The organism is Ruegeria sp. N4 (assembly GCF_056531425.1).
This window is the reverse complement of the sequence record NZ_JBQFLT010000004.1, coordinates 205,914-226,024: the sequence shown is the minus strand read 5'-3', so window position 1 is coordinate 226,024 and position 20,111 is coordinate 205,914. Positions and strand designations below refer to the sequence as shown.

19 protein-coding genes are annotated in these 20,111 nt (G+C 60.5%); 14 read left to right on the top strand and 5 right to left on the bottom strand.

The annotated features are described in order from the left end of the window. The first annotated feature begins 93 nt into the window (after positions 1–93). Entirely contained in the window at positions 94–1,968 is a 1,875-nt protein-coding gene (gene uvrC / locus ACR0LW_RS09025) for an excinuclease ABC subunit UvrC (protein ID WP_480882335.1), read from the top strand. On the opposite strand, the gene ACR0LW_RS09020 is transcribed toward uvrC, so the two are convergent. After that, positions 1,965–2,849, bottom strand: coding sequence for a DMT family transporter (locus ACR0LW_RS09020; RefSeq protein ID WP_480882334.1), 885 nt, complete (start codon positions 2,847–2,849; stop codon positions 1,965–1,967). The genes uvrC and ACR0LW_RS09020 overlap by 4 nt on opposite strands. 169 nt (positions 2,850–3,018) lie before the next feature. On the opposite strand from ACR0LW_RS09020, the gene pgsA reads away from it, so the two are divergent. The 3 genes from pgsA to ACR0LW_RS09005 are packed head-to-tail and all read left to right on the top strand — an operon-like array spanning position 3,019 to position 4,408. Continuing rightward, positions 3,019–3,687 carry a CDP-diacylglycerol--glycerol-3-phosphate 3-phosphatidyltransferase gene (pgsA, locus tag ACR0LW_RS09015; RefSeq protein ID WP_170453227.1) on the top strand — a complete coding sequence of 223 codons (669 nt, stop codon included), beginning with the start codon at positions 3,019–3,021 and terminating at the stop codon, positions 3,685–3,687. Between the two features lie 3 nt (positions 3,688–3,690). Next, a complete protein-coding gene (gene moaD / locus ACR0LW_RS09010) occupies positions 3,691–3,936 on the top strand; it encodes a molybdopterin converting factor subunit 1 (protein ID WP_480882332.1) in 246 nt (81 codons plus the stop codon). 1 nt (position 3,937) lies between these two features. Next, a complete protein-coding gene (locus ACR0LW_RS09005) occupies positions 3,938–4,408 on the top strand; it encodes a molybdopterin synthase catalytic subunit (protein WP_170624137.1) in 471 nt (156 codons plus the stop codon). Positions 4,409–4,741: 333 nt separating this feature from the next. Here ACR0LW_RS09005 and ACR0LW_RS09000 read toward each other — a convergent pair whose 3' ends face one another. From ACR0LW_RS09000 to ubiA, 4 genes are all read right to left on the bottom strand, one after another. Next, the gene (locus tag ACR0LW_RS09000; RefSeq protein WP_480882329.1) at positions 4,742–5,215 is read right to left on the bottom strand and encodes a hypothetical protein; all 474 of its coding nucleotides are present in this window, start codon (positions 5,213–5,215) and stop codon (positions 4,742–4,744) included. A gap of 479 nt (positions 5,216–5,694) precedes the next feature. Next, entirely contained in the window at positions 5,695–6,015 is a 321-nt protein-coding gene (locus ACR0LW_RS08995) for a prefoldin domain-containing protein (protein WP_170453223.1), read from the bottom strand. Position 6,016: 1 nt separating this feature from the next. Continuing rightward, complete coding sequence (locus tag ACR0LW_RS08990; RefSeq protein WP_480882327.1) at positions 6,017–7,930, bottom strand: OmpA family protein; 1,914 nt, start codon at positions 7,928–7,930, stop codon at positions 6,017–6,019. A 64-nt stretch (positions 7,931–7,994) separates the two neighbouring features. Next, positions 7,995–8,957 (bottom strand): 4-hydroxybenzoate octaprenyltransferase, encoded by a 963-nt coding sequence (ubiA, locus tag ACR0LW_RS08985; RefSeq protein ID WP_480882326.1) that lies wholly within the window; start codon positions 8,955–8,957, stop codon positions 7,995–7,997. A gap of 12 nt (positions 8,958–8,969) precedes the next feature. Between ubiA and ACR0LW_RS08980 the strand changes: the two genes are divergently transcribed. The 10 genes from ACR0LW_RS08980 to ACR0LW_RS08935 all read left to right on the top strand — a co-directional run bounded on the left by ACR0LW_RS08980 (position 8,970) and on the right by ACR0LW_RS08935 (position 20,058). Next, entirely contained in the window at positions 8,970–9,695 is a 726-nt protein-coding gene (locus ACR0LW_RS08980) for a 16S rRNA (uracil(1498)-N(3))-methyltransferase (protein WP_480882324.1), read from the top strand. A gap of 136 nt (positions 9,696–9,831) precedes the next feature. Then, on the top strand, positions 9,832–10,353 hold the full coding sequence (locus ACR0LW_RS08975; RefSeq protein ID WP_480882322.1) for a hypothetical protein: 522 nt from the start codon (positions 9,832–9,834) through the stop codon (positions 10,351–10,353). Then, positions 10,350–10,877 carry a hypothetical protein gene (locus ACR0LW_RS08970; protein ID WP_480882321.1) on the top strand — a complete coding sequence of 176 codons (528 nt, stop codon included), beginning with the start codon at positions 10,350–10,352 and terminating at the stop codon, positions 10,875–10,877. The genes ACR0LW_RS08975 and ACR0LW_RS08970 overlap by 4 nt, the downstream gene beginning before the upstream one ends. 65 nt (positions 10,878–10,942) lie before the next feature. Further along, positions 10,943–12,313, top strand: coding sequence for a glutamate--cysteine ligase (locus ACR0LW_RS08965; RefSeq protein ID WP_480882319.1), 1,371 nt, complete (start codon positions 10,943–10,945; stop codon positions 12,311–12,313). Between the two features lie 174 nt (positions 12,314–12,487). Further along, on the top strand, positions 12,488–13,564 hold the full coding sequence (locus ACR0LW_RS08960; protein ID WP_480882318.1) for a Hint domain-containing protein: 1,077 nt from the start codon (positions 12,488–12,490) through the stop codon (positions 13,562–13,564). 81 nt (positions 13,565–13,645) lie between these two features. Continuing rightward, complete coding sequence (gene pheS / locus ACR0LW_RS08955; RefSeq protein WP_170453215.1) at positions 13,646–14,719, top strand: phenylalanine--tRNA ligase subunit alpha; 1,074 nt, start codon at positions 13,646–13,648, stop codon at positions 14,717–14,719. Then, complete coding sequence (locus ACR0LW_RS08950) at positions 14,716–15,216, top strand: hypothetical protein (protein WP_170522108.1); 501 nt, start codon at positions 14,716–14,718, stop codon at positions 15,214–15,216. Before pheS ends, ACR0LW_RS08950 begins: the two co-directional genes overlap by 4 nt. A gap of 362 nt (positions 15,217–15,578) precedes the next feature. After that, on the top strand, positions 15,579–16,373 hold the full coding sequence (locus ACR0LW_RS08945) for a CE1 family esterase (RefSeq protein WP_480882317.1): 795 nt from the start codon (positions 15,579–15,581) through the stop codon (positions 16,371–16,373). A 78-nt stretch (positions 16,374–16,451) separates the two neighbouring features. Next, complete coding sequence (gene pheT, locus ACR0LW_RS08940) at positions 16,452–18,848, top strand: phenylalanine--tRNA ligase subunit beta (protein ID WP_480882316.1); 2,397 nt, start codon at positions 16,452–16,454, stop codon at positions 18,846–18,848. Positions 18,849–19,098: 250 nt separating this feature from the next. Then, entirely contained in the window at positions 19,099–20,058 is a 960-nt protein-coding gene (locus ACR0LW_RS08935; protein WP_480882315.1) for a hypothetical protein, read from the top strand. The last annotated feature ends 53 nt before the right edge of the window (positions 20,059–20,111 follow it).

The following is a 20,111-nucleotide window of genomic DNA, read 5'->3' as shown; positions in this document are numbered from 1 at the left end:
TTCACACTTATCCACAGAAACCGTGGATTTGTTTTCTCTTGAACTGAGACGCGCAAGATTGCAGCCATTGTCAGGGAATCATATCTCAGGGCCATGACCTCCCACAGCGAATCAACTTCGGACACTCAGCCAACCGGCTATGCCTGCATTCAGCGTTACGTGAAAACGCTGGACAGCTCTCCGGGTGTGTATCGGATGCTGGATGGGGACAGTCGGGTTCTGTACGTGGGTAAGGCGCGGAACCTCAGGGCGCGGGTATCGAATTACACGCGCCCCGGGCATTCGGGGCGGATCGAGAAGATGATCGCCGCGACGGCTTCGATGATGTTCCTGACCACACGGACCGAGACCGAGGCGCTGCTGCTGGAACAGAACCTGATCAAGCAGCTCAAGCCGAAATACAACGTGCTGCTGCGGGATGACAAAAGTTTCCCGAACATTCTGGTCGCCAAGGATCATGCCTTTCCGCAGATCAAGAAACATCGCGGGGCAAAAAAGGAAAAGGGTGCCTATTTCGGGCCGTTCGCCAGTGCAGGCGCAGTGAACCGGACGCTGAACCAGCTGCAAAAGGCATTCCTGCTGCGCAATTGTTCGGATTCCATGTTCGACAGCCGCACGCGGCCCTGTCTGCTGTATCAGATCAAGCGGTGCTCGGGGCCTTGCGTCGGGTTGATTTCCGAAGACGATTACCGCGAAAGCGTCAGGGATGCGGAACGCTTCCTGTCGGGGCGTTCGACCAAGGTGCAGGAGGAACTGGCCGAACAGATGATGGCTGCGTCCGAGGCGATGGAGTTCGAACGCGCCGCCGGTCTGCGCGACCGCATCCGGGCGCTGACGCAGGTGCAGACGTCTCAGGGCATCAACCCGCGCGGCGTGGCCGAGGCGGATGTGATCGGCCTTTATATGGATAGCGGGCAGGCCTGTGTGCAGGTGTTTTTCATCCGGGCCAACCAGAACTGGGGCAACAAGGATTTCTATCCGCGCGTGGGGCCCGATGTGTCCCCGGCCGAGGTGATGGAGGCATTCCTTGGCCAGTTTTACGACAACAAGGAACCGCCGCGGCAGTTGATCCTGTCGGACGGGATCGAAAACGCCGATCTGATGCAGCAAGCGCTGACCGAGAAAGCAGGCCGCAAGGTGGAAATTCTGGTGCCTCAGCGTGGCGAGAAACAGGAGCTGGTCGCCGGTGCCCTGCGCAATGCGCGTGAATCGCTGGCGCGGCGCATGTCGGAAAGTGCCACGCAGACCAAGCTGCTGCGCGGCGTGGCCGAGGCGTTTGATCTGGACGGGCCTCCGGCGCGGATCGAGGTTTACGACAACTCTCATATTCAGGGCACCAATGCGGTGGGCGGCATGATCGTGGCCGGTCCCGAGGGGTTCATGAAAAACGCCTATCGCAAGTTCAACATCCGGGGTGATGACCTGACGCCGGGCGATGACTTTGGCATGATGAAAGAGGTTCTGACCCGCCGTTTCACCCGCCTGCAAAAGGAAGACCCGGATCGGGACAAAGGGTTATGGCCCGATCTGCTGCTGATCGACGGCGGCGCAGGGCAGGTGAGTGCGGTGCATGAGATCATGGTGGAATATGGGGTCGAGGATATCCCCATGGTCGGCGTCGCCAAAGGTGTCGACCGTGACCACGGCAAGGAAGAATTTCACCGCACCGGCCAGCGCCCCTTTGCGCTGAAACGCAATGACCCGGTGCTGTATTTCATCCAGCGTCTGCGGGATGAGGCGCACCGCTTTGCCATCGGCACCCATCGCGCCAAACGGGCCAAGGCTGTGGGCGCGACCCCGCTGGACGAAATCCCCGGCGTGGGGGCGGCGCGCAAACGTGCCCTGCTGGCGCATTTCGGCAGTGCCAAGGCGGTCAGCCGGGCCAATCTGGCGGATCTGAAAGCGGTCGAGGGGATCTCAGCCGGGTTGGCACAGAAGGTTTACGATTTCTTCCACGACAAGGGCTAAACCCGCCGCCCGCGCCACAGGATATACAGCCCCGAGGCGACGATCAGTGCGGAACCGATCCACATGGTCTGGTCCAGACGTTCTCCGAACATCACCACGCCCAACGCCACACCGAACAGCAGGCGGGAATAGCGGAACGGCGTGACGGCTGAGACCTCTCCGGTGCGCATGGCTTTCATCAGCGATGCATAGGCGATTGTTCCGAAACCCACGGCTCCGGCAACGTGCAGGCCTGTGTTCAAATTCATCGCGGCGACCGGGACCTGTTCCCAAAAGCTATAGGCAAACCCGGCGATGATCACGCAGGCAAAGCCATAGAACCCCAGCACTTCGGTGCCCAGACTGGCCGGGGCGGCACGGCTGGCCAGATCGCGCCCGGCAAATCCCAACATGCCAAACACGGCCAGCAGAGACAGCAGCGTGAAACTATTCCCTGTTGGTTGGATGATGATCACAACGCCGAGCAGACCGACGAGAATGGCGCTCCACCGTCGCCAGCCGACGGTTTCGCCGAACAACAGCGCGGCGCAGGCGACGACGACCAGCGGGGTGGCCTGCAGGATCACGGTGGCCGAGGACAAGGGGGTCAGCGTGAAGGCCAGTATGTAGAACAGGCGTCCCAGAATCTCGAACACGGCGCGGATTTTCATCGCGGGCGACAGCACGTCGGGCTGCCATAACCGTGTGCCACGCGCAAACGCGACACTGGCAAAAATCACCGCGCCGCCCGCACCGAACAGGACCAGAATCTGCCAGATCGGCAGCGTCAGGGCGGCAGCCTTCAACAGCGCGTCCTCTAGCGCGAAACACGCCATCGCGCCGATCATCCACGCGCTGCCCGTCAGGTTCGCACGCGCGTCGGTTTGAATATTCGGGGTCATATGTCGCCCTTGGCCAAGTCACCCGCAATCTGACGTCATTCCGACCTGGGGCCAAGAGGCAATGCAGCCCCGCACCGAGCCCGTGTCGCTTTGAACAACCGCCTGTGATTGGTGCAGTTTTTTGCGTGTTCGTCTTTTCTGTCCTGACCCGGCGATGTAGGGTCTGCGCATGAAGTGGAACTTGCCCAATATTCTGACCCTGCTGCGCCTGCTGGCGGCACCCGGTCTGGCCGTGATGTTTCTGTATTTCACCCGCCCCTACGCAGACTGGTTTGCCCTGATCCTGTTCATGTCGGCGGCGATCACGGACTGGTTCGATGGCTATCTGGCCCGCGCGTGGAAGCAGGAAACCAAGATCGGAGCGATGCTGGATCCGATTGCCGACAAGGCGATGGTGGTGATCGCGCTGATGATCCTTGTGGGATACTCGACCGAGCACTGGACCCCGTGGCTGGTGCTGCCCGCCACCGTGATCCTGTTTCGTGAGGTCTTTGTCTCGGGCCTGCGCGAATATCTGGGGGATGTTGCCGGGACGCTCAAGGTAACAAAGCTGGCAAAATGGAAGACCACGGCGCAGATGTTCGCCATTGCAATTCTGTTTTCGCAGGGGATCTTTGAACACTACTTTGTGATGGCAACGTTCGGCATGGACGCGCCGACCATCGATCAGGTTCTGACCGGCCAGATCGAGGATGTAAACAACATCGCCTGGACGTTGGAGGGCATGTATTGGTCGGGCCAGATCGGGTTGTGGCTGCTTTGGATCGCCGCGACTCTGACATTGATCACCGGCTACGACTACCTACGTAAAGCCATGCCCCATTTGAAGGAGAGCTAAGCGATGGACGTGCTGTATTTCGCCTGGGTGCGCGAACGCATCGGACTGCCGAAAGAAAAGGTCGAGACCGAGGCTGCGACCGTGTCCGAGCTGGTCGCCGAGCTTAGCGCACGTGAAGATCGCTATGCCGCCGCCTTTGCCGACATCTCGGCCCTGCGCGTGGCGCTGGATCAGGAATTGTCCGACTTCGACGCCTCGCTGGCCGGGGTGCGCGAGGTTGCATTTTTCCCGCCCATGACCGGTGGCTGAGATGCGTATCGCGGTTCAGGAAGCGCCATTTGATCTGGGGGCCGAGGCCAATGCTTTTGCTGCCGGTGACGACGCCAACGGCGCCATTGTGACCTTTACTGGGGTGGTGCGCGATCTGGCCTCGGGCGATCTGGATGTGATGGAGATCGAGCATTATCCTGGCATGACCGAACGTGCCCTGACCAAGATCGCGGAAGAGGCGCGCGCGCGCTGGTCGTTGGGCGACGTGCTGGTTATTCACCGCCACGGACGACTTGCTCCGGGCGACCGCATCATGATGGTCGCCACCGCTGCGCGGCATCGCAAGGATGCGTTCGAGGCGGCTGAGTTTCTGATGGACTACCTCAAATCCCGCGCTCCGTTCTGGAAGAAAGAGATCACCAATTCCGGTGCAGAATGGGTCGCCGCCAAGGATGAGGACGAAGACGCGCTGACCCGTTGGGATGGAACGTCGCAACTCTCTGAGTCTTGATGCGAAATTTCTGAATCAATGCAGCGTGACCCGACACGTAGCATTGGCCCGAACACCGTGTATTGCTGATCCAGTGTCGGCAGTGCGGGACCAAGTTGTCGTTAAACCCACACGCGCCAATGTCAGCTTCAAGAACGTGCTGGTCACGAAACACTCGGAAATAGCAGTGTTGCGGATCAACGAGCGGGAGTGGTGGCCGAGCGTCAGAAGAAGCCGCCAGTGCCGTCGGACGGGGCTTCTCGCGATTGGTGAGGTACTGGCTAGGGCGAAGGACAAACAGGAGTGTCGAGAGGCACGGTAGAGGGGTCTTGACCTGCGCCACGTGCCAGAACGTCAAGCTGTAATTCCAAGGTCTGCTAGTAGCTTACCAATTTTCTCAGCGAAGCCCCACAACACATTCACGGACTTTATCCGCTCCTCGATTCCTTTGAGAACGCTTCCGATCACAGGTTTAGAACGCTTTGCGGCGATCTGCTCCGACAGGGTCCCGAGCAGTTCGCCTACCTCGTGCTTTTCCTCTTTCGTGATCTCATCGGAATCGACCACAGCTTGCGCGAAGTCTTTGATGGTGTGACCCAGCTCCTCAGCGTCACTTCCTTCCGTGATCGTTATAACTGCATTGATCTTCGCTAGGTCACCAGTGTTCAAAACGCCCACGGATGAATTTGAGATGGTGATATGGTTGTTTGTCATGGGGCGGCTCATTGCTTGGGCTAGCGCGCTAACCGGGATTCTACCACCTCCCAGAGGAATGCCCGTCACCATGTCCATTTCATCCATGGCATGGTTCATCATAGCAGCGTTCATCAGGAAGCCACGGTAATTGTTTTCTTGCAGGATCGCATTGCAGGACAGGCACAGATACAGCCCGTTATCGTATTCGTAGAGCGCTGGCCGTTCACATTGACTACATTTCATAGGTTCACTTTATCCTAAGCCAGTGAGGCCGTCATCAACCACTCGATACAGGTGAGTAAGTCGCGCTACTGTATTTCTGCGTGCAATGTTGTTCGAGACCAGCTCTGGTTTTTGATCATAGCGCGAAAAACCGACGTTCGTTGTTGCCGCAGCATCTGACACCTAGGGCTTATAGCCGACACTTCCTAAAGAGCGCCGTACAGATCAGTACTTCTGCGCCTGATCTCTTTGCTCCAAAGATGTTTGACTCGGGCACATCTCTGATGTCGAGCGCTCACCTTGTTACTGATCCAACTATGGCGGTTGCGTCAGGTTCGGGTGACGTTCAACAGTTGGTAAGCCCGAAGGTCTCAACTCTGAGGAAAATCCTAGTCCGCGTTGTTGATGCGTCCGCGCAGTTCTTCGGCCTCTTGCCGGGCGGCGCGCAGGCCGTCCATGGCGGCGGCGAGTTCCGCTTCGGTCTGGGTTAACTGGTTTGTCAGTTCGGCTTCGCGCTGTTGCAGGTAGGTAATCGCCTGATCGCGGGTTTCTTCGGCCTCGTGCAGCTCCTGGCTCATCCGGTCCAGATCGGCCACGTCGCTTTGGCGCACGCGGGACAGGCGGTGGGCCAACCAGTTGGCGAACCAGCCCATGCAGAAGGCCGCGAACAGGATGACGGCGGTGGCGATGATGAATTCGGTTCTGTTCACTCTATTGATCCTCTGCATCCGCATCCGGTGCGGTCGTGTCGGTCTGGTCCGGCTCGGTCGCGCCGGTTTCCAGCGCTTCAAGCCCGGTTTCGGTGTTTTCGACCGGTTCCGGGCGGATCAGGCGGAACTCGATCCGGCGGTTTTCCTCGCGGCCCGCTTCGCTGTCATTGTCGGCGATGGGCTGCGTTTCCCCATACCCGACGGCGGTATAGCTTGAGGTCGGAATCCGCCGCCCGCGCAATTCGTTCAGGATGGATTGCGCGCGCGCCTGGCTGAGTTGCTGGTTCATTTCTTCGCGACCCTGACTGTCAGTATGGCCCTGGATTTCCAATCGGATCGGGCCGCATTCGCGCAGGATATCGGCGATCTGGTTCACCGCATCGCGCGAGTCCGCCGCGATTGTGGCCGAGCCGGGCTCGAACGCGATTTTGCTGGCTTTCTGTACCTCGGCAATCCGTTCCTCGCACAGCTCGGGATCGGGCAGAGCGTCCTCGGGTTCCGGCGGCGGTACATAGGTGATGGACAGGGTGAAATCCTGCGCTTCGCCCAATTTCTCGGACAACATTCCGGCGATGCGGGCCTTGGCGTCTTCATCATGGCTGTTGCCGCTCAGGTCCACTGATTCCGGTGTCACGGTCAAAGCGCCGTTTTGCAGAAGCGACAGCGCCTCAAGCCCCGCCAGAACACGGACAGGCCAGTCTGCGGGCAGATCAGGAACGACGCGGGTGGCTGTATAAACCTGTTCCGACCCAAAGGCGGCTCGGGCATAGCTGTCGGCCATGTCCCGCAGGGTTTCATCGCCCACGCGACCGCGCAATTGCACCAGCCCTTCGGGGCTGCGCGTGGCTGAAAACTCAATCGGGCCTGCGGGTTCTTCGTCCTCGGGCTCGGGCAGTACGGCGTGCAGGGCGAAGACCTCGGGCAGGGCGTTTTCCAGTTCGCCCACCACACGGTCGAACAGGGCGGGATTGGTTCCTTGCGCGGCAATCAGGGTGATATCTGCATCGGACAGGGTGATCGATCCCTGCCCAATCTCGGCCAGCGCCTTGATGCCAAGGGTTGCCGCGTCTGCCCAACGGGGCGACGGCACACCCAGACCGATGGTGCAGGTATATGTCGTGCTCAGACCGGCCTGCTGCGCGGCGGCAATGATCTGATCCCGCGCCTCTTCATCCTGGGCCGAGCAGGCGTCAAACTGGCCACCATCCGCGCCGATCAGGTAACGCAGGGTGAACGGAGTGATGACGGGGCGCGGGGCCGAGATCGACAGGCCGATGCGCAGGCTGGGCGGCGCGGCGCGGGTCAGGTCCTGTTCCAGCTGTTCTTTTTCGGCCTGGCTGTCGGCAATGGCGGTCACTTTCACCAACCCCGGGCTAGCCGAGATCTTTGCACGCGGCAGGCGCGACAGGGCGCTGACCGCATAGGCAATCGCCTCATCCCAGCCATCGGGTTTCGGGTAGTCGGCAGTTTCCATCAGATCCGCAACAGGGGCCGCGCGATCCAGATCGCTAAGCCTGTCGACAAGGTCATCGCGGCTTTCGCTGGCCGGGAACAGGCCAATGACCGAGATACCGCTGTCATTGCGCAGAATCTCGACCGAAAAGCGCGGCGCGGCCAGCGCGGTGGTGGCGGTGACCTCCATCTCGTCGATGACGCGCGAGGTATCGACCTCGGTTCCCGCAGCGGTCAGGGCATTGAACCGTGTGGCCTCGTCCGGTGCGATGCCGGTCAGCACCACGCGCAGCCCGTCTGACTGGACTTCGGCCCAGTCATGGCCCTTCAGGTCCAGGGCCCGCCGCACAGCAAATTCCGAGCTTTCCTCGATCTTGGTGACGGCAAAACCGGCCGCCAGCAGTGACACCCCTGCGGATACAAGAAAGATCAGGGACACGGACAGAAAATACGGCAGACGCATGTGCGGGCTAGTGACTCCTCAGGCGTTTGGGCGGACTCTTACAGACCCCGGTCCGCAGGTGCAATCAGAGCAGCAGCGCGACGCAGAGGAAGATCAGCGGAATAAGGCCGGTGTCCCGGTTCGACTGGAACAATTGCAGCAGCTTGGCATTGTTTTCCAGATCCAGACCGCGCAATTGCCACATCATGTGCCAGCCCATCGCCCATGGGCCGCCAAGGGCGATAACCAGCACCAGAATCGACCCGCCGGGAACCAGCGCGTCGATGATCGCCAGCCCCATCAGCGAAACGGTGGCGGCCAGAAAATATTTGAGCCATTTTGCCGTATCGGTCCCGAACAGGCGCGCGGTGGATTTAATGCCGACCAGTTCGTCATCCTCGGCGTCCTGATGGGCGTAGATGGTGTCATAAAACAGCGTCCACGCGATGCCCGCCAGATATAGGGTGATCGCGGGCCAGCCCACTGATCCGGTATGCGCCGCCCAGGCCAGCAGCGCGCCCCAGTTGAAGGCCAGCCCCAGAAACACCTGCGGCCACCATGTAAAGCGCTTGGCAAACGGGTAGATCGCCACCGGCAGCAGCGACAGCACTCCCATCGCAATTGCCGCCTGATTGAAGCTGAGCAGGATGCCCAACGCCAGCAGACATTGCAGGATCATCCAGCCCATCGCCTGCCGCACCGTGACTTGACCTGCGGGCAGCGGGCGCGACCGCGTGCGTTCGACTTGCGCGTCGAACTCTCGGTCAGTGATGTCGTTCCAGGTGCACCCCGCCCCGCGCATCAGGAACGCGCCCAGCGCGCATCCGATGGCGATCCACAGATCCTCCAACCGCGCTTGCCCGTCGTGCAGGATGGCCAGCGCCAGACCCCACCAGCAGGGAATCAGCAAAAGCCATGTTCCGATGGGTCGGTCGGCACGGCTGAGGCGCAGGTAGGGGCGCGCGAAAGCGGGGGCATAGGTGTCGACCCAGTTGCCGGTTACGGCATCGGCGACCTGACCATCTGGTGTTGGGGCATTGCCTTGCATATGTAAGGTCTCATGAGTGCGAAGATCAGACTGTATGTAGAGCAGCCCTTGGGTCAGGGGCAATCGGTTGAATTGACGCGCGAGCAGGCGCATTACCTGTTCGGCGTCATGCGCCTGTCGGTTGGCGGCCCTGTGGCGTTGTTCAACAGCAAGGATGGCGAATGGCTGGCCGAGGTCGCCGAGGCCGGAAAGCGCGGTGGTGTTCTGACCTGTCAGCGGCAGACCAGGCCGCTGCAATTGCCGCCCGATCTGTGGTTTCTGTTCGCGCCGATCAAAAAGGCCCGCACGGATTTCATTGTTGAAAAAGCAGCGGAAATGGGCGCGGCGCGGATTGTGCCCGTGCAGACCGAGTTCACAAATTCCGAACGCATCCGACAGGACCGTTTGCAGGCCCATGCGGTTGAGGCAGCCGAGCAATGCGGCGGTACGTTTGTGCCCGAGGTCGCTGATCTGCAGCGACTGGATCGTGTACTGGACGCGTGGCCCGAGGGGCGTCAGTTGATGTTCTGTAATGAGGCCGAGGTGGGCTCGGCCCTGCGGTTGGCGGCCAACGAAAAGGGTCAGCCATGGGCCATTCTGGTGGGTCCCGAGGGCGGATTCTCGGACAAGGAACGCGCGCGTCTGGCGGCGCTGCCCTTTGCGCATGTGGTCAGCCTTGGCCCCCGTATCCTGCGGGCCGATACGGCGGCGGTGGCGGCGCTGACAATGTGGCAGCAGGCGTTGGGGGATTGGGCGTGAACCAAAAGCCGAGACAGGAACTTCATCTATTCTTCTCAACTGAGTCCAGCACCGCAGTAATACTCTATCGGGCGAGTAACAGTCTTTATCGTTTGATCCATTGGCAGACCAATGGTGATAATTTTGCCGTTGGGCAGTGGATAAAGACCCGTATTTACGAAAGCGATTGCGCACTTTCTCCAGACGGTCGCCATTTCTTATATGGCGGGATGCAAAAAAACTCCTCCAAACTTTTTATGGCGGTCAGCAGGCCGCCATATTTTACGGCATTGGAGTACTTCCCATATCCGGACTCGTACTCATGCGGGGGGTTTTTGTTGATAACACGACCGTTTCGTTTCGGGGCACCGCAGATGGCCGAGGCATTGAAACTCTGAGATCTGGTTTCAAATTGGATAGATCCAAAAAGCCGTGGTTGCACTGGAGACCTCGGGCTGAATGGCAGAATACTACTGAACAAGAAATCGCGAGACTGCGTAAATCGGACGACGAAAGAAGAGGTAAGCCTGCGGTGCTTTTGAGTTGTTATCACTGCGAAGGGGCAAAGTTGTTTCGTAAGACCTCAGACGGCAACAAACTGATCGGAGACTTTGGAGAAATGCAGTTTGAGAGTATCCCGGCACCCTATCGGGGGATAGAAAGCCTAGTTGTCGAATGAGCTTTATCCGACCCGAAGCAAAACAGGCCCTGTGGCGCTGGCGTGAAGTGTTGGTGGCCGGGTTTGTCCTGATCCTCGGCCTCAGTTGGATCAGCGGGCCCGGTGGATTGCTGGGCTGGCTCGGCTGGGTGCTTGTGGCCGTCGCGGTGGCGCTGGCGGTGATCGGGGTGCAGCGCGGGCGGTTCCGGACCGGGTCGGGCGGGCAGGGTGTTGTCACCGTCGACGAAGGTCAGATCAACTACTTTGGCCCGCTGGACGGCGGCATGGTCGCCACACGCGAGATTGAGCGGCTGGCGCTCGACCCGACCTCGACCCCGGCGCATTGGGTGCTGGAACAACCGGGCCAGCCTCTGCTTCACATTCCTGTGAATGCCGAAGGGGCCGAGGCGCTGTTCGATGTCTTCTCGGCCCTGCCGGGATTGAAAGCCGAACAAATGCTGGCGGAGTTGAACGGTGGCGCGAGCCATCCGGTGGTGATCTGGGAACGCAGGCCCTCGCGCCCGGCGCATCTCAGGCTGCATTGACACTGGCGCGGTTTGCCCCCACGACTGACCAACCAGACAGACACATCAGGATCGGAGCGCGATTCATGTCCATCCCCCAGTCCGGCGGCGGACCGATCGAACGTCATGAGCAATTGGCCGAATACCTGGAATCGGGCTGCAAGCCCAAGCAGGATTGGCGCATCGGCACCGAGCATGAAAAGTTCGGCTATTGCAAGGACACCCTGAAACCGCTGCCATTCGAAGGCACTCGGTCTATCGTGGCGGTGCTGGAAGGTCTGCGGGATCGGCACGGCTGGGCCGAAGTGCGCGAAGGCGGCAAGCTGATCGGTCTGGAGAAAGACGGGGCGAATGTCAGCCTCGAACCCGGTGGCGCGCTGGAGCTGTCGGGGGCACCGCTGGAAACGATCCACGAGACCTGCGACGAGGTGAACACCCACCTGCGCGAGGTAAAGGACATCGCTGACGAGATCGGCGTGGGCTTCATCGGTCTGGGCGCGGCCCCGATCTGGACCCATGAGGAAATGCCGCTGATGCCCAAGGGCCGCTATCGGCTGATGAACGACTATATGGAGAAAGTCGGCACCATGGGCCGCGCCATGATGCGGCGCACCTGCACCGTTCAGGTCAATATCGACTTCGGCTCCGAGGCCGACATGGTGCAGAAACTGCGCGTGGCGCTGGCGTTGCAGCCGGTGGCAACGGCGCTGTTCGCCAACTCTCCGTTCTTCGAGGGCAAGCCCAACGGCCAGAAAAGCTGGCGCAGCTATATCTGGCGGCATCTCGATGATGCGCGTACGGGCATGTTGCCCTTCGTGTTCGAAGACGGGTTCGGGTTCGAGCGCTACGTGCAATATGCGCTCGATGTGCCGATGTATTTTGTCTATCGCGACGGTCAGTATGTGAATGCTTTGGGCATGTCCTTCCGTGACTTCCTGCAAGGCAAGCTGCCCGCATTGCCGGGCGAAACACCGACCCTGTCCGATTGGGCCGACCATCTGACCACCGCCTTCCCCGAAGCGCGGATCAAGAAATTCATGGAGATGCGCGGCGCTGATGGCGGCCCGTGGCGCAGGCTTTGTGCGCTGCCTGCCTTTTGGGTTGGTCTGACCTACGATCAGGGCGCGCTGGATGCAGCCTGGGATCTGGTCAAGGGCTGGGATGCCGAAACCCGCGAAGCGCTGCGTGTTGAGGCCGCCAAGGACGGGCTGCAAGCGCGGGTCGGCAACATCAACATGCACGATCTGGCGCGCGAGGTCGTGGCGATCTCGGAATCCGGGCTGAAATCCCGCGCCTTCCCCGGCGCAGGCGGTCTGGTGCCGGACGAAACCCATTTCCTGAATGCGCTGAAAGACAGTATCGAAACCGGCAAGGTTCCGGCAGATGAATTGCTGGATCACTATAACGGCGACTGGAACGGCGATCTGACGCGGGTGTTCCCGCAGTACAGCTACTGACACTGACCTAACACGCCGAGCAGCCCACCTTACCCCTTTGGTGAGGTGGCGTGCGCGTCGTAAGCTGCCGTGTGGTAACGCAAATTGTGATCGCCTGTGGATTGAAGGCGTTCACCGTTCGTGAATACAAGCGTCCTAATATTTGCGACGACCTTTCCCCAAAGGATGCTCTGAATGCCCCGCATCAGCGAATTGCACTACGCCGACCCATTTGTCGTTTCCTCCGGCGTGAGTGAGTTTGTCGAAGTTGCGCTGGGCGCGTCGGAAGATCCGGCAGATTTCACCGTTTCGCTTTACAACAGCGACGGCACCGTCGGGTTAGAGATCGCGCTGACCGATCCCGGCGTCGTAGTGACAACCGACCCGGACAACAATGAGCAGGTCTTTGTCATCTCGGCGGATAACTTCACCTTCCTGCTGACCGACCCCGATGCGCCTGTTCCGGTGAACGATACGATCTTCGAAGCGGTCGCATTGACCAACACAAGCACCAATCAGGTCATTGACTTCTATGACATCGGCGGCGGCACTCAGAATATCACCGCAATCGATGGGCTGGCTGCGGGGGCGACGTCCGAAAATCTGGTTGTTCTGACGGGTCCCGGCTCGACCACCACATCCCTGCAGTTCAACCAGCCCAACCCGAACACGCTGGTTCATGCCGACGTTTCGCCCGGTGACAGTGGCGCCGCCTGTTTCACGGCGGGCACGTTGGTGGATACCCCAGACGGGCCCCGCCGTATCGAAACGCTTGAAGCCGGGGATCTGGTGAACACCGTTGATAACGGCCCGCTTCCGATCAGCTGGATCTGGGGCAGCACGGTGTCCGGGCGCGGCCGCTTTGCCCCGATCCGGATCAGCGCAGGAACACTGGGTGCCAAGAATGACGTTCTGATTTCCCCCCAGCACCAGGTTCTGATCACCGGCTGGCAAGCTCAGCTTCTGTTTGGCGAGCATGAGGTGCTGGTTCCCGCCAAGGCACAGGTCAACGGCGCGACCGTGACCGCCGTGCCCTGCGATATCGTGCGCTACATCCATATGATGTTCGACCGCCACCAATTGGTGATCACCAGCGGTCTGGTGTCCGAAAGCTTCTTTCCCGAGCAAGAGGGGCTGGATGGTCTGGGCAGTGACGCCACGGATGAGATCCTGACCCTGTTCCCCAACCTGCGCGACTGCCCCGAAACTTATGGCGAGACCGCGCGCCCGGTGCGGCAGGACAGAACCACCGCTTTGCTGCGCTGCGCCTGATTGCCCGGCCCCTCTTGCTTTCACGGTCCGCTGTGATAGCAGAGCCTGAACAGCAGTCAGGGGCCAAGGTCAGGAAGCGTCATGGACGATCTCAAGGCAAAATATCTGGGTCAGATCGCCGAAGCAGGCGACGAGAACACGCTCGAGTCGATCCGCGTCGCCGCCGTCGGCAAAAAGGGCGAGGTCGCGCTGAAGATGCGCGAACTGGGCAAGATGACCCCCGAAGAACGTCAGGTCGCAGGCCCCGCGCTGAATGCGTTGAAGGATGAGATCAACTCGGCGCTCTCCGCCAAGAAAGCAGCACTTGCCGATGCCGCGCTGGATGAGCGTCTGCGCACCGAATGGCTGGACGTCACCCTGCCGACCCGCGCGCGCCGTCAGGGCTCGATCCACCCGATCAGCCAGGCGACCGAGGAACTGACCGCGATCTTTGCCGAACTGGGGTTCTCGGTGGCCGAAGGGCCGCGGATCGAGACCGACTGGTATAATTTCGACGCCCTGAACATCCCCGGCCACCACCCCGCGCGGGCCGAGATGGACACGTTCTACATGCACCGTGCCGAAGGCGACAACCGCCCGCCGCATGTGCTGCGCACCCATACCTCACCGGTGCAGATCCGGTCGATGGAGAAACAGGGCGCGCCGATCCGCGTGATCTGTCCGGGCGGCGTCTACCGCGCCGACTATGACCAGACCCATACGCCGATGTTCCATCAGGTCGAGGGGCTGGCCATCGACAAGGACATCTCGATGGCGAACCTGAAATGGGTTCTGGAAGAGTTCGTGAAGGCGTTTTTCGAGGTTGACGATGTCGAGCTGCGCTTCCGCGCCTCGCATTTCCCCTTCACCGAGCCATCGGCCGAGGTCGATATCCGCTGTTCCTGGGATAATGGTCAGCTGAAGATCGGCGAGGGCGACGACTGGATGGAGATTCTGGGTTCCGGCATGGTCCATCCCAAGGTGATCGCTGCGGGTGGGATTGATCCGGAGGTCTATCAGGGCTTTGCGTTCGGCATCGGGATCGACCGTCTGGCGATGCTGAAATACGGCATCCCGGATTTGCGGGCGTTCTTTGACAGCGATCTGCGCTGGCTGCGGCACTACGGGTTTGCGGCGCTGGATATGCCGAACCTGCATGGTGGTTTGTCGCGGTGAAGCTGGACGAGAAGAAGTTACTCCGCATTATGGAGTATATTGAGGCTTCGGATAATTCCGGAGCCTCTTTCGATGATACTGCCGAGAGTGGGAATGCTCGTTATCCGACGACGGAGCCTCGACAAGACACGACCCAAAACAAATTGGGGATATCGATTCCTGAACGAGATTTCCTGTTCCGTATCATGCGCGCCGAGGATTTGATTACCGGGGCGTTCATGAAGAACGGTGCTTTAAATGTCCATCTGACTTACAAAGGGCATGGTTGGTTGCGGGATTATCGCCAGAATACTCTTTATAAGCGGTTTCTTAGATGGTCTGGCCGCCAACTTGATAAACTTTTTTCCTCTGTTGCTTTGCCAATAATAGCTGCCGTTCTGACAGTATTCGTTCTGGATTACATTGGAACTTCTGGTGCAAAATCAGTTGACGAGGTTGCAATCGAAGATGTTGTGAAAAAGTATTTGGAAAAGCATGGCGAAGAAGTAACCGAATAAATAGAGGGCGGAATAGCATTTTCACTGTTTGTTTCTAAGTTGCTTGAAAGCGCGGAATCAAGGCCATAGGCCGCCGCGCCATCGCCAGACCGCCCGCACGGGCTGGCGATTTGTCTCCGCAAGCGCAACGTTTGAACATTTCACGGACTTGGCCAGCATAAATTGCCCACCACAACCCAAGGATCGCCATCCCGCGGTCTGGCGATGGCGCGGCTTGGTGCTTGGGCCGGATTTTGGGGGATGTAGGGCGGGCTTCAACCCGCCATTTGCGAAGGGTGAGTGCCGGGCTGAAGCCCGGCCTACGCTTCTCCTACACCGATATGTTAGGTGACAGGGCGAAAAGTCTCGTTAGGGTCGGGCGCATGATCTATCGACTGCTCTGCCTTCTGTTGCTGACCGCCACCCAAGCCGCTGCTGTGGATACCTGCCACGGCGATACTGCCTGTCAGGTCGGCGATCGCTCGTATCATGTGCTGGAGCCGGACGGATGGGATGGCGAAACGCCGCTGCCGGTGCTGCTGCATTTCCACGGCTGGGCGCGGCAGGGGACCGTGGTGGTGAACCATCAGCGCATCGCCGGGGCCACGAAGCTGCGGGGCGTGCTGCTGGTGGCTCCGAACGGGCTGGGCAAAAGCTGGGATTTCTGGACTTCGGACACCGACGACGTGGGTTTTGCCGACCGGGTGTTGAAGGACGTCGCCAAACGCTATCCGATTGATCCCGAGCGCATCTATGTCTCGGGCTATTCCTTTGGCGGTGCGATGGCGTGGCGGTTTGCTTGCGAGTCGGGTGACGACATCGCGGCGCTGCTGGGCGTGGCCGGAACCATCCGCCAGACCGAGCACTGCCCGCAAGCCCCGCGCCAGGTGCGCCATGTGCATGGGACGGGTGACACGGTGATGGATTTCCCCTTTGGGCCGGGCGGCGACACCACCTATCCTGTGGCCCTGTGGCGGGAAAAGTACAACTGCAACGGAGCGACCCCGGCCGGGGATTGGAGCGTGGTGCCGATCCTGACGCTCAGCCGGGTGGAATGGACCGATTGCGCGAAAGGCCATGTGGTGCTGGACACCCATCCGGGCGGGCATTTCATCCCGCATGGTTGGATCGGGCGGCAGTTGGATGAGCTTTTGGGCCGCACCCCAAGCTATCCGTGACGCGCAGCGCTTGCACCCCGGCGCATTCTTTGCCATTGCCTGTGCCGACTGGATATCTGCCAAAAAAGGCCCTGAGCAATGAAATTCACTCTGTCCTGGCTGAAAGACCACCTCGACACTGACGCTTCGGTTGATGAGATCGCCGAGGCGCTGACCGATCTTGGCCTTGAGGTCGAAGAGATCGTGAACCCGGCGGATCGGCTGGCGGGCTTTACGCTGGGCTATGTGAAACATGCCGAGAAGCACCCCGACGCCGACAAGCTGCGCGTCTGCAAGGTGGACACGGATGAGGGTGAGTTGCAGATCATCTGCGGTGCCCCGAACGCGCGCGAAGGCATCACCGTCGTGGTCTGCAAACCGGGCATGTATATCCCCGGTCTGGACCTGACCATCAGCGTCGGCAAGATCCGTGGCGTTGAAAGCTTTGGCATGATGGCCTCGGAACGTGAGCTGGAGCTGTCGGACGAGCACGACGGCATCATCGAACTGCCCTCGGGCGCGGTTGGTGATCGGTTCGTCGACTGGCTGGCCGAGAATGAGCCGTCCAAGGTCGATCCGATGATCGAGATCGCGATCACGCCGAACCGCCCCGATGCGCTGGGGGTCGAGGGGATTGCCCGCGATCTGGCCGCGCGCGGGATAGGGACGCTGAAACAGCGGGACTACACGCCGGTGCCCGGCGATTTCGAAAGCCCGATCAAGGTGACGATTGACGACGACACGCTGGATGGAGCACCGCATTTCACCGGGCGTTTGATCCGTGGCGTCAAGAACGGCCCCAGCCCGCAGTGGTTGCAGGATCAGTTGAAGGCGATCGGGCTGCGTCCGATCTCGGCCCTGGTGGATATCACCAACTATATGACTTTCGACCACAACCGCCCGCTGCACGTGTTCGACGCTGACAAGGTGCAGGGTAACCTGCGGGTGCATCGCGCCAAAGGCGGCGAAAAGCTGGTGGCGCTGGATGAGAAAGAATACACACTGCAACCCGGCATGATGGTGATTTCGGACGACAAGGGCCCGGAATCGATTGCCGGTATCATGGGCGGCGAGGAAACCGGCTGTACCGAAGAGACTGTGAATGTCTTTCTGGAAAGCGCGTTCTGGGATCACGTGCAGATCGCTCTGACCGGGCGGGCGCTCAAGATCAACTCGGATGCGCGCTATCGGTTCGAACGTGGGGTAGACCCGGAATACACGCTGGAAGGCTTGGAACACGCGACGCAGATGATTCTGGATATCTGCGGGGGCGAGGCGTCGAACGTGGTTCAGGCGGGCAAAGCGCCGAACCACGCGCGGGCCTACAAGCTGGATGCGGCGCGGGTGCAGTCTCTGGTCGGGATGGACATCGCCGAGAGCGAGCAGCGCCAGACCCTGACCCGTCTGGGTTTCCGTCTGGAAGGCGAGATGGCGCATGTGCCAAGCTGGCGGCCCGATATCATGGGCGAGGCCGATCTGGTGGAAGAGGTCGCGCGGATTGCATCATTGACCAAACTGCAGGGCAAACCGCTGCCGCGCGTGACGGATGGTATCCCCAAGCCGGTGATGACCCCGGCGCAACGCCGTCAGTCGATGGCGCGGCGGACCTGTGCGGCGCTGGGCTATAACGAATGCGTCTCGTACACCTTCATCGATCAGGCCTCGGCGGCGCTGTTTGGTGGTGGCGATGATGCGACGCAGCTGGAAAACCCGATCTCGTCCGAGATGAGCCATATGCGCCCCGATCTGCTGCCCGGTCTGTTGCAGGCTGCTGCCCGCAATCAGGCGCGTGGCTATGCGGATGTAGCCCTGTTCGAGGTTGGCCCGGTCTTCCATGACGGCGAGCCCGGCGATCAGAAGACCCAGATCACCGGCCTGCTGGTCGGTCGGAGTGGGCCCAAGGACGTGCACGGCGCATCCCGTCCAGTTGATGTGTTTGATGCCAAGGCAGACGCCGAGGCGGTGCTGGCCGCCATTGGCGCGCCCGGCAAGGTGCAGGTTCTGCGCGATGGTGATGCCTGGTGGCATCCGGGCCGTCACGGCAAGATCTGTCTGGGGCCGAAAAAGGTGCTGGGCGTCTTTGGTGAACTGCATCCGCGTGTGTTGCAGGCGATGGACATCAAGGGCCCGGCGATGGCCTTTACCATCTGGCCGGATGAGGTGCCCTTGCCGCGCAAATCCGGGGCCACCCGGGCCGCGCTGGAACTGCGTGACCTGCAAGCGGTCGAGCGGGACTTTGCCTTTGTCGTGGATGAAGGCGTCGAGGCGCTGACGCTGGTGAACGCAGCAGCCGGTGCCGACAAGGCGCTGATCGAGGATGTGCGCGTCTTTGACGAGTTCATCGGCGGCAGCGTGGGTGAGGGTAAGAAATCGCTGGCCATCACCGTGCGTTTGCAGCCGACGGATGCAACGCTGAAGGAGAAAGACATCGAAGCGGTGGCCGAAAAGATCATCGCCAAGGTCACAAAGGCCACAGGTGGCGTTCTGCGCGGCTGATCGCCCCCGACATGATCCGACAAAAGCGCGCCATCCGGCGCGCTTTTTTGTTGTGGCGAAACGGCAACACCTGAAAGCGCCTCGAAACAAAGGGTTGAGCAGAATCACCCTCGGCCCCTACATCCGGCCCCCTGACGCAATCAAACTTCGGAGTCTGCCAGATGCCAGATCCCAGCCCTGCGCAAGCGATACCCCATATCTGATTGCCCGCCGGTTCTTCGGCGGGTGTGTTTCCCGTTGGAGAGCTGTCATGAAACGCCAAGACATCTCGATGATTCGGCAGATTCTGCCGCAAGAGATGCCCTTTCCTTACTATCCCGACCGGCAGAGCCCATGGTTGCTTGGCCAGGTCATGGATGCCGAGGCCCCGGTCTCGACCCTGAAACAATCGGGACTGTCCCGTTTGCTGTCACGCCCGCTGTTGGCACCGATGATTGCACAGTGCGGTGGCGTCCTGCGGCGGCATGATGTGCTGGCGGTGGCCCATGCGGACCGTGCGATGCGGTTTGACGGGCTGAGCCCGGCTGCGCTGTCGGGGCTGGAGGTTTCCTATCAATCCCAGTGGATGGATTTCTGCCTCAGCTTCGACTGCTGGTCTGGCGAGCAGACTACGCGCAAGGCGCATAACCTTGTCGTGCAGTTGGGGTTCCCGACCGAACATGCCGCGCTGCTGTGGAAATACGAACAGCGCTGCGCTGTTGGTGCATATCAAAGCTGCTGGCACCCGGTCCGGACCGAAGGTCGTCCGACCCTTGCCTGGTGCCGTCTGGACGTCGATCTGACCAGCGGCCATTGCCTGATTGAAGAGGTTCAATCGGACTGGTTGCGCTTTGTCGGTCGTGCGCGGCAACGGTTGGAAAACCGCGCGCCACGCTCGCGCGAATTGCGGCTGACCTCGGAATATGAACAGGCGCTGCGGCGGAAATACGCGAAAATCTGGGCTGAGGTGATGATGCTGGCGGTTCTGATGCTGCTGCGCGAGGAATTTGCCGTGCGCACCGTCTGGATGCATCAGCCCGGTCCGGGCGCAAAGCTGAAGGCGATCACCTGGGGCCGGATGCCGCCGCGGTCGATCTACACCAAACTGCCCCGCAGTTTCGGGTTCGAACCGACGCGCGAAACGCCGCCCTTTTTGGGCAGCAAGCAACGCAGTGCGGCCCGCAGGGTGGCTCGGAACGATCAGCCGGTATTCTGGCGCTTGTCGTTCTGAGCGACCCCTTGGGTTGCGCGCCCTTTCGAACTAGGGTCGCAGCAAGAAATCAA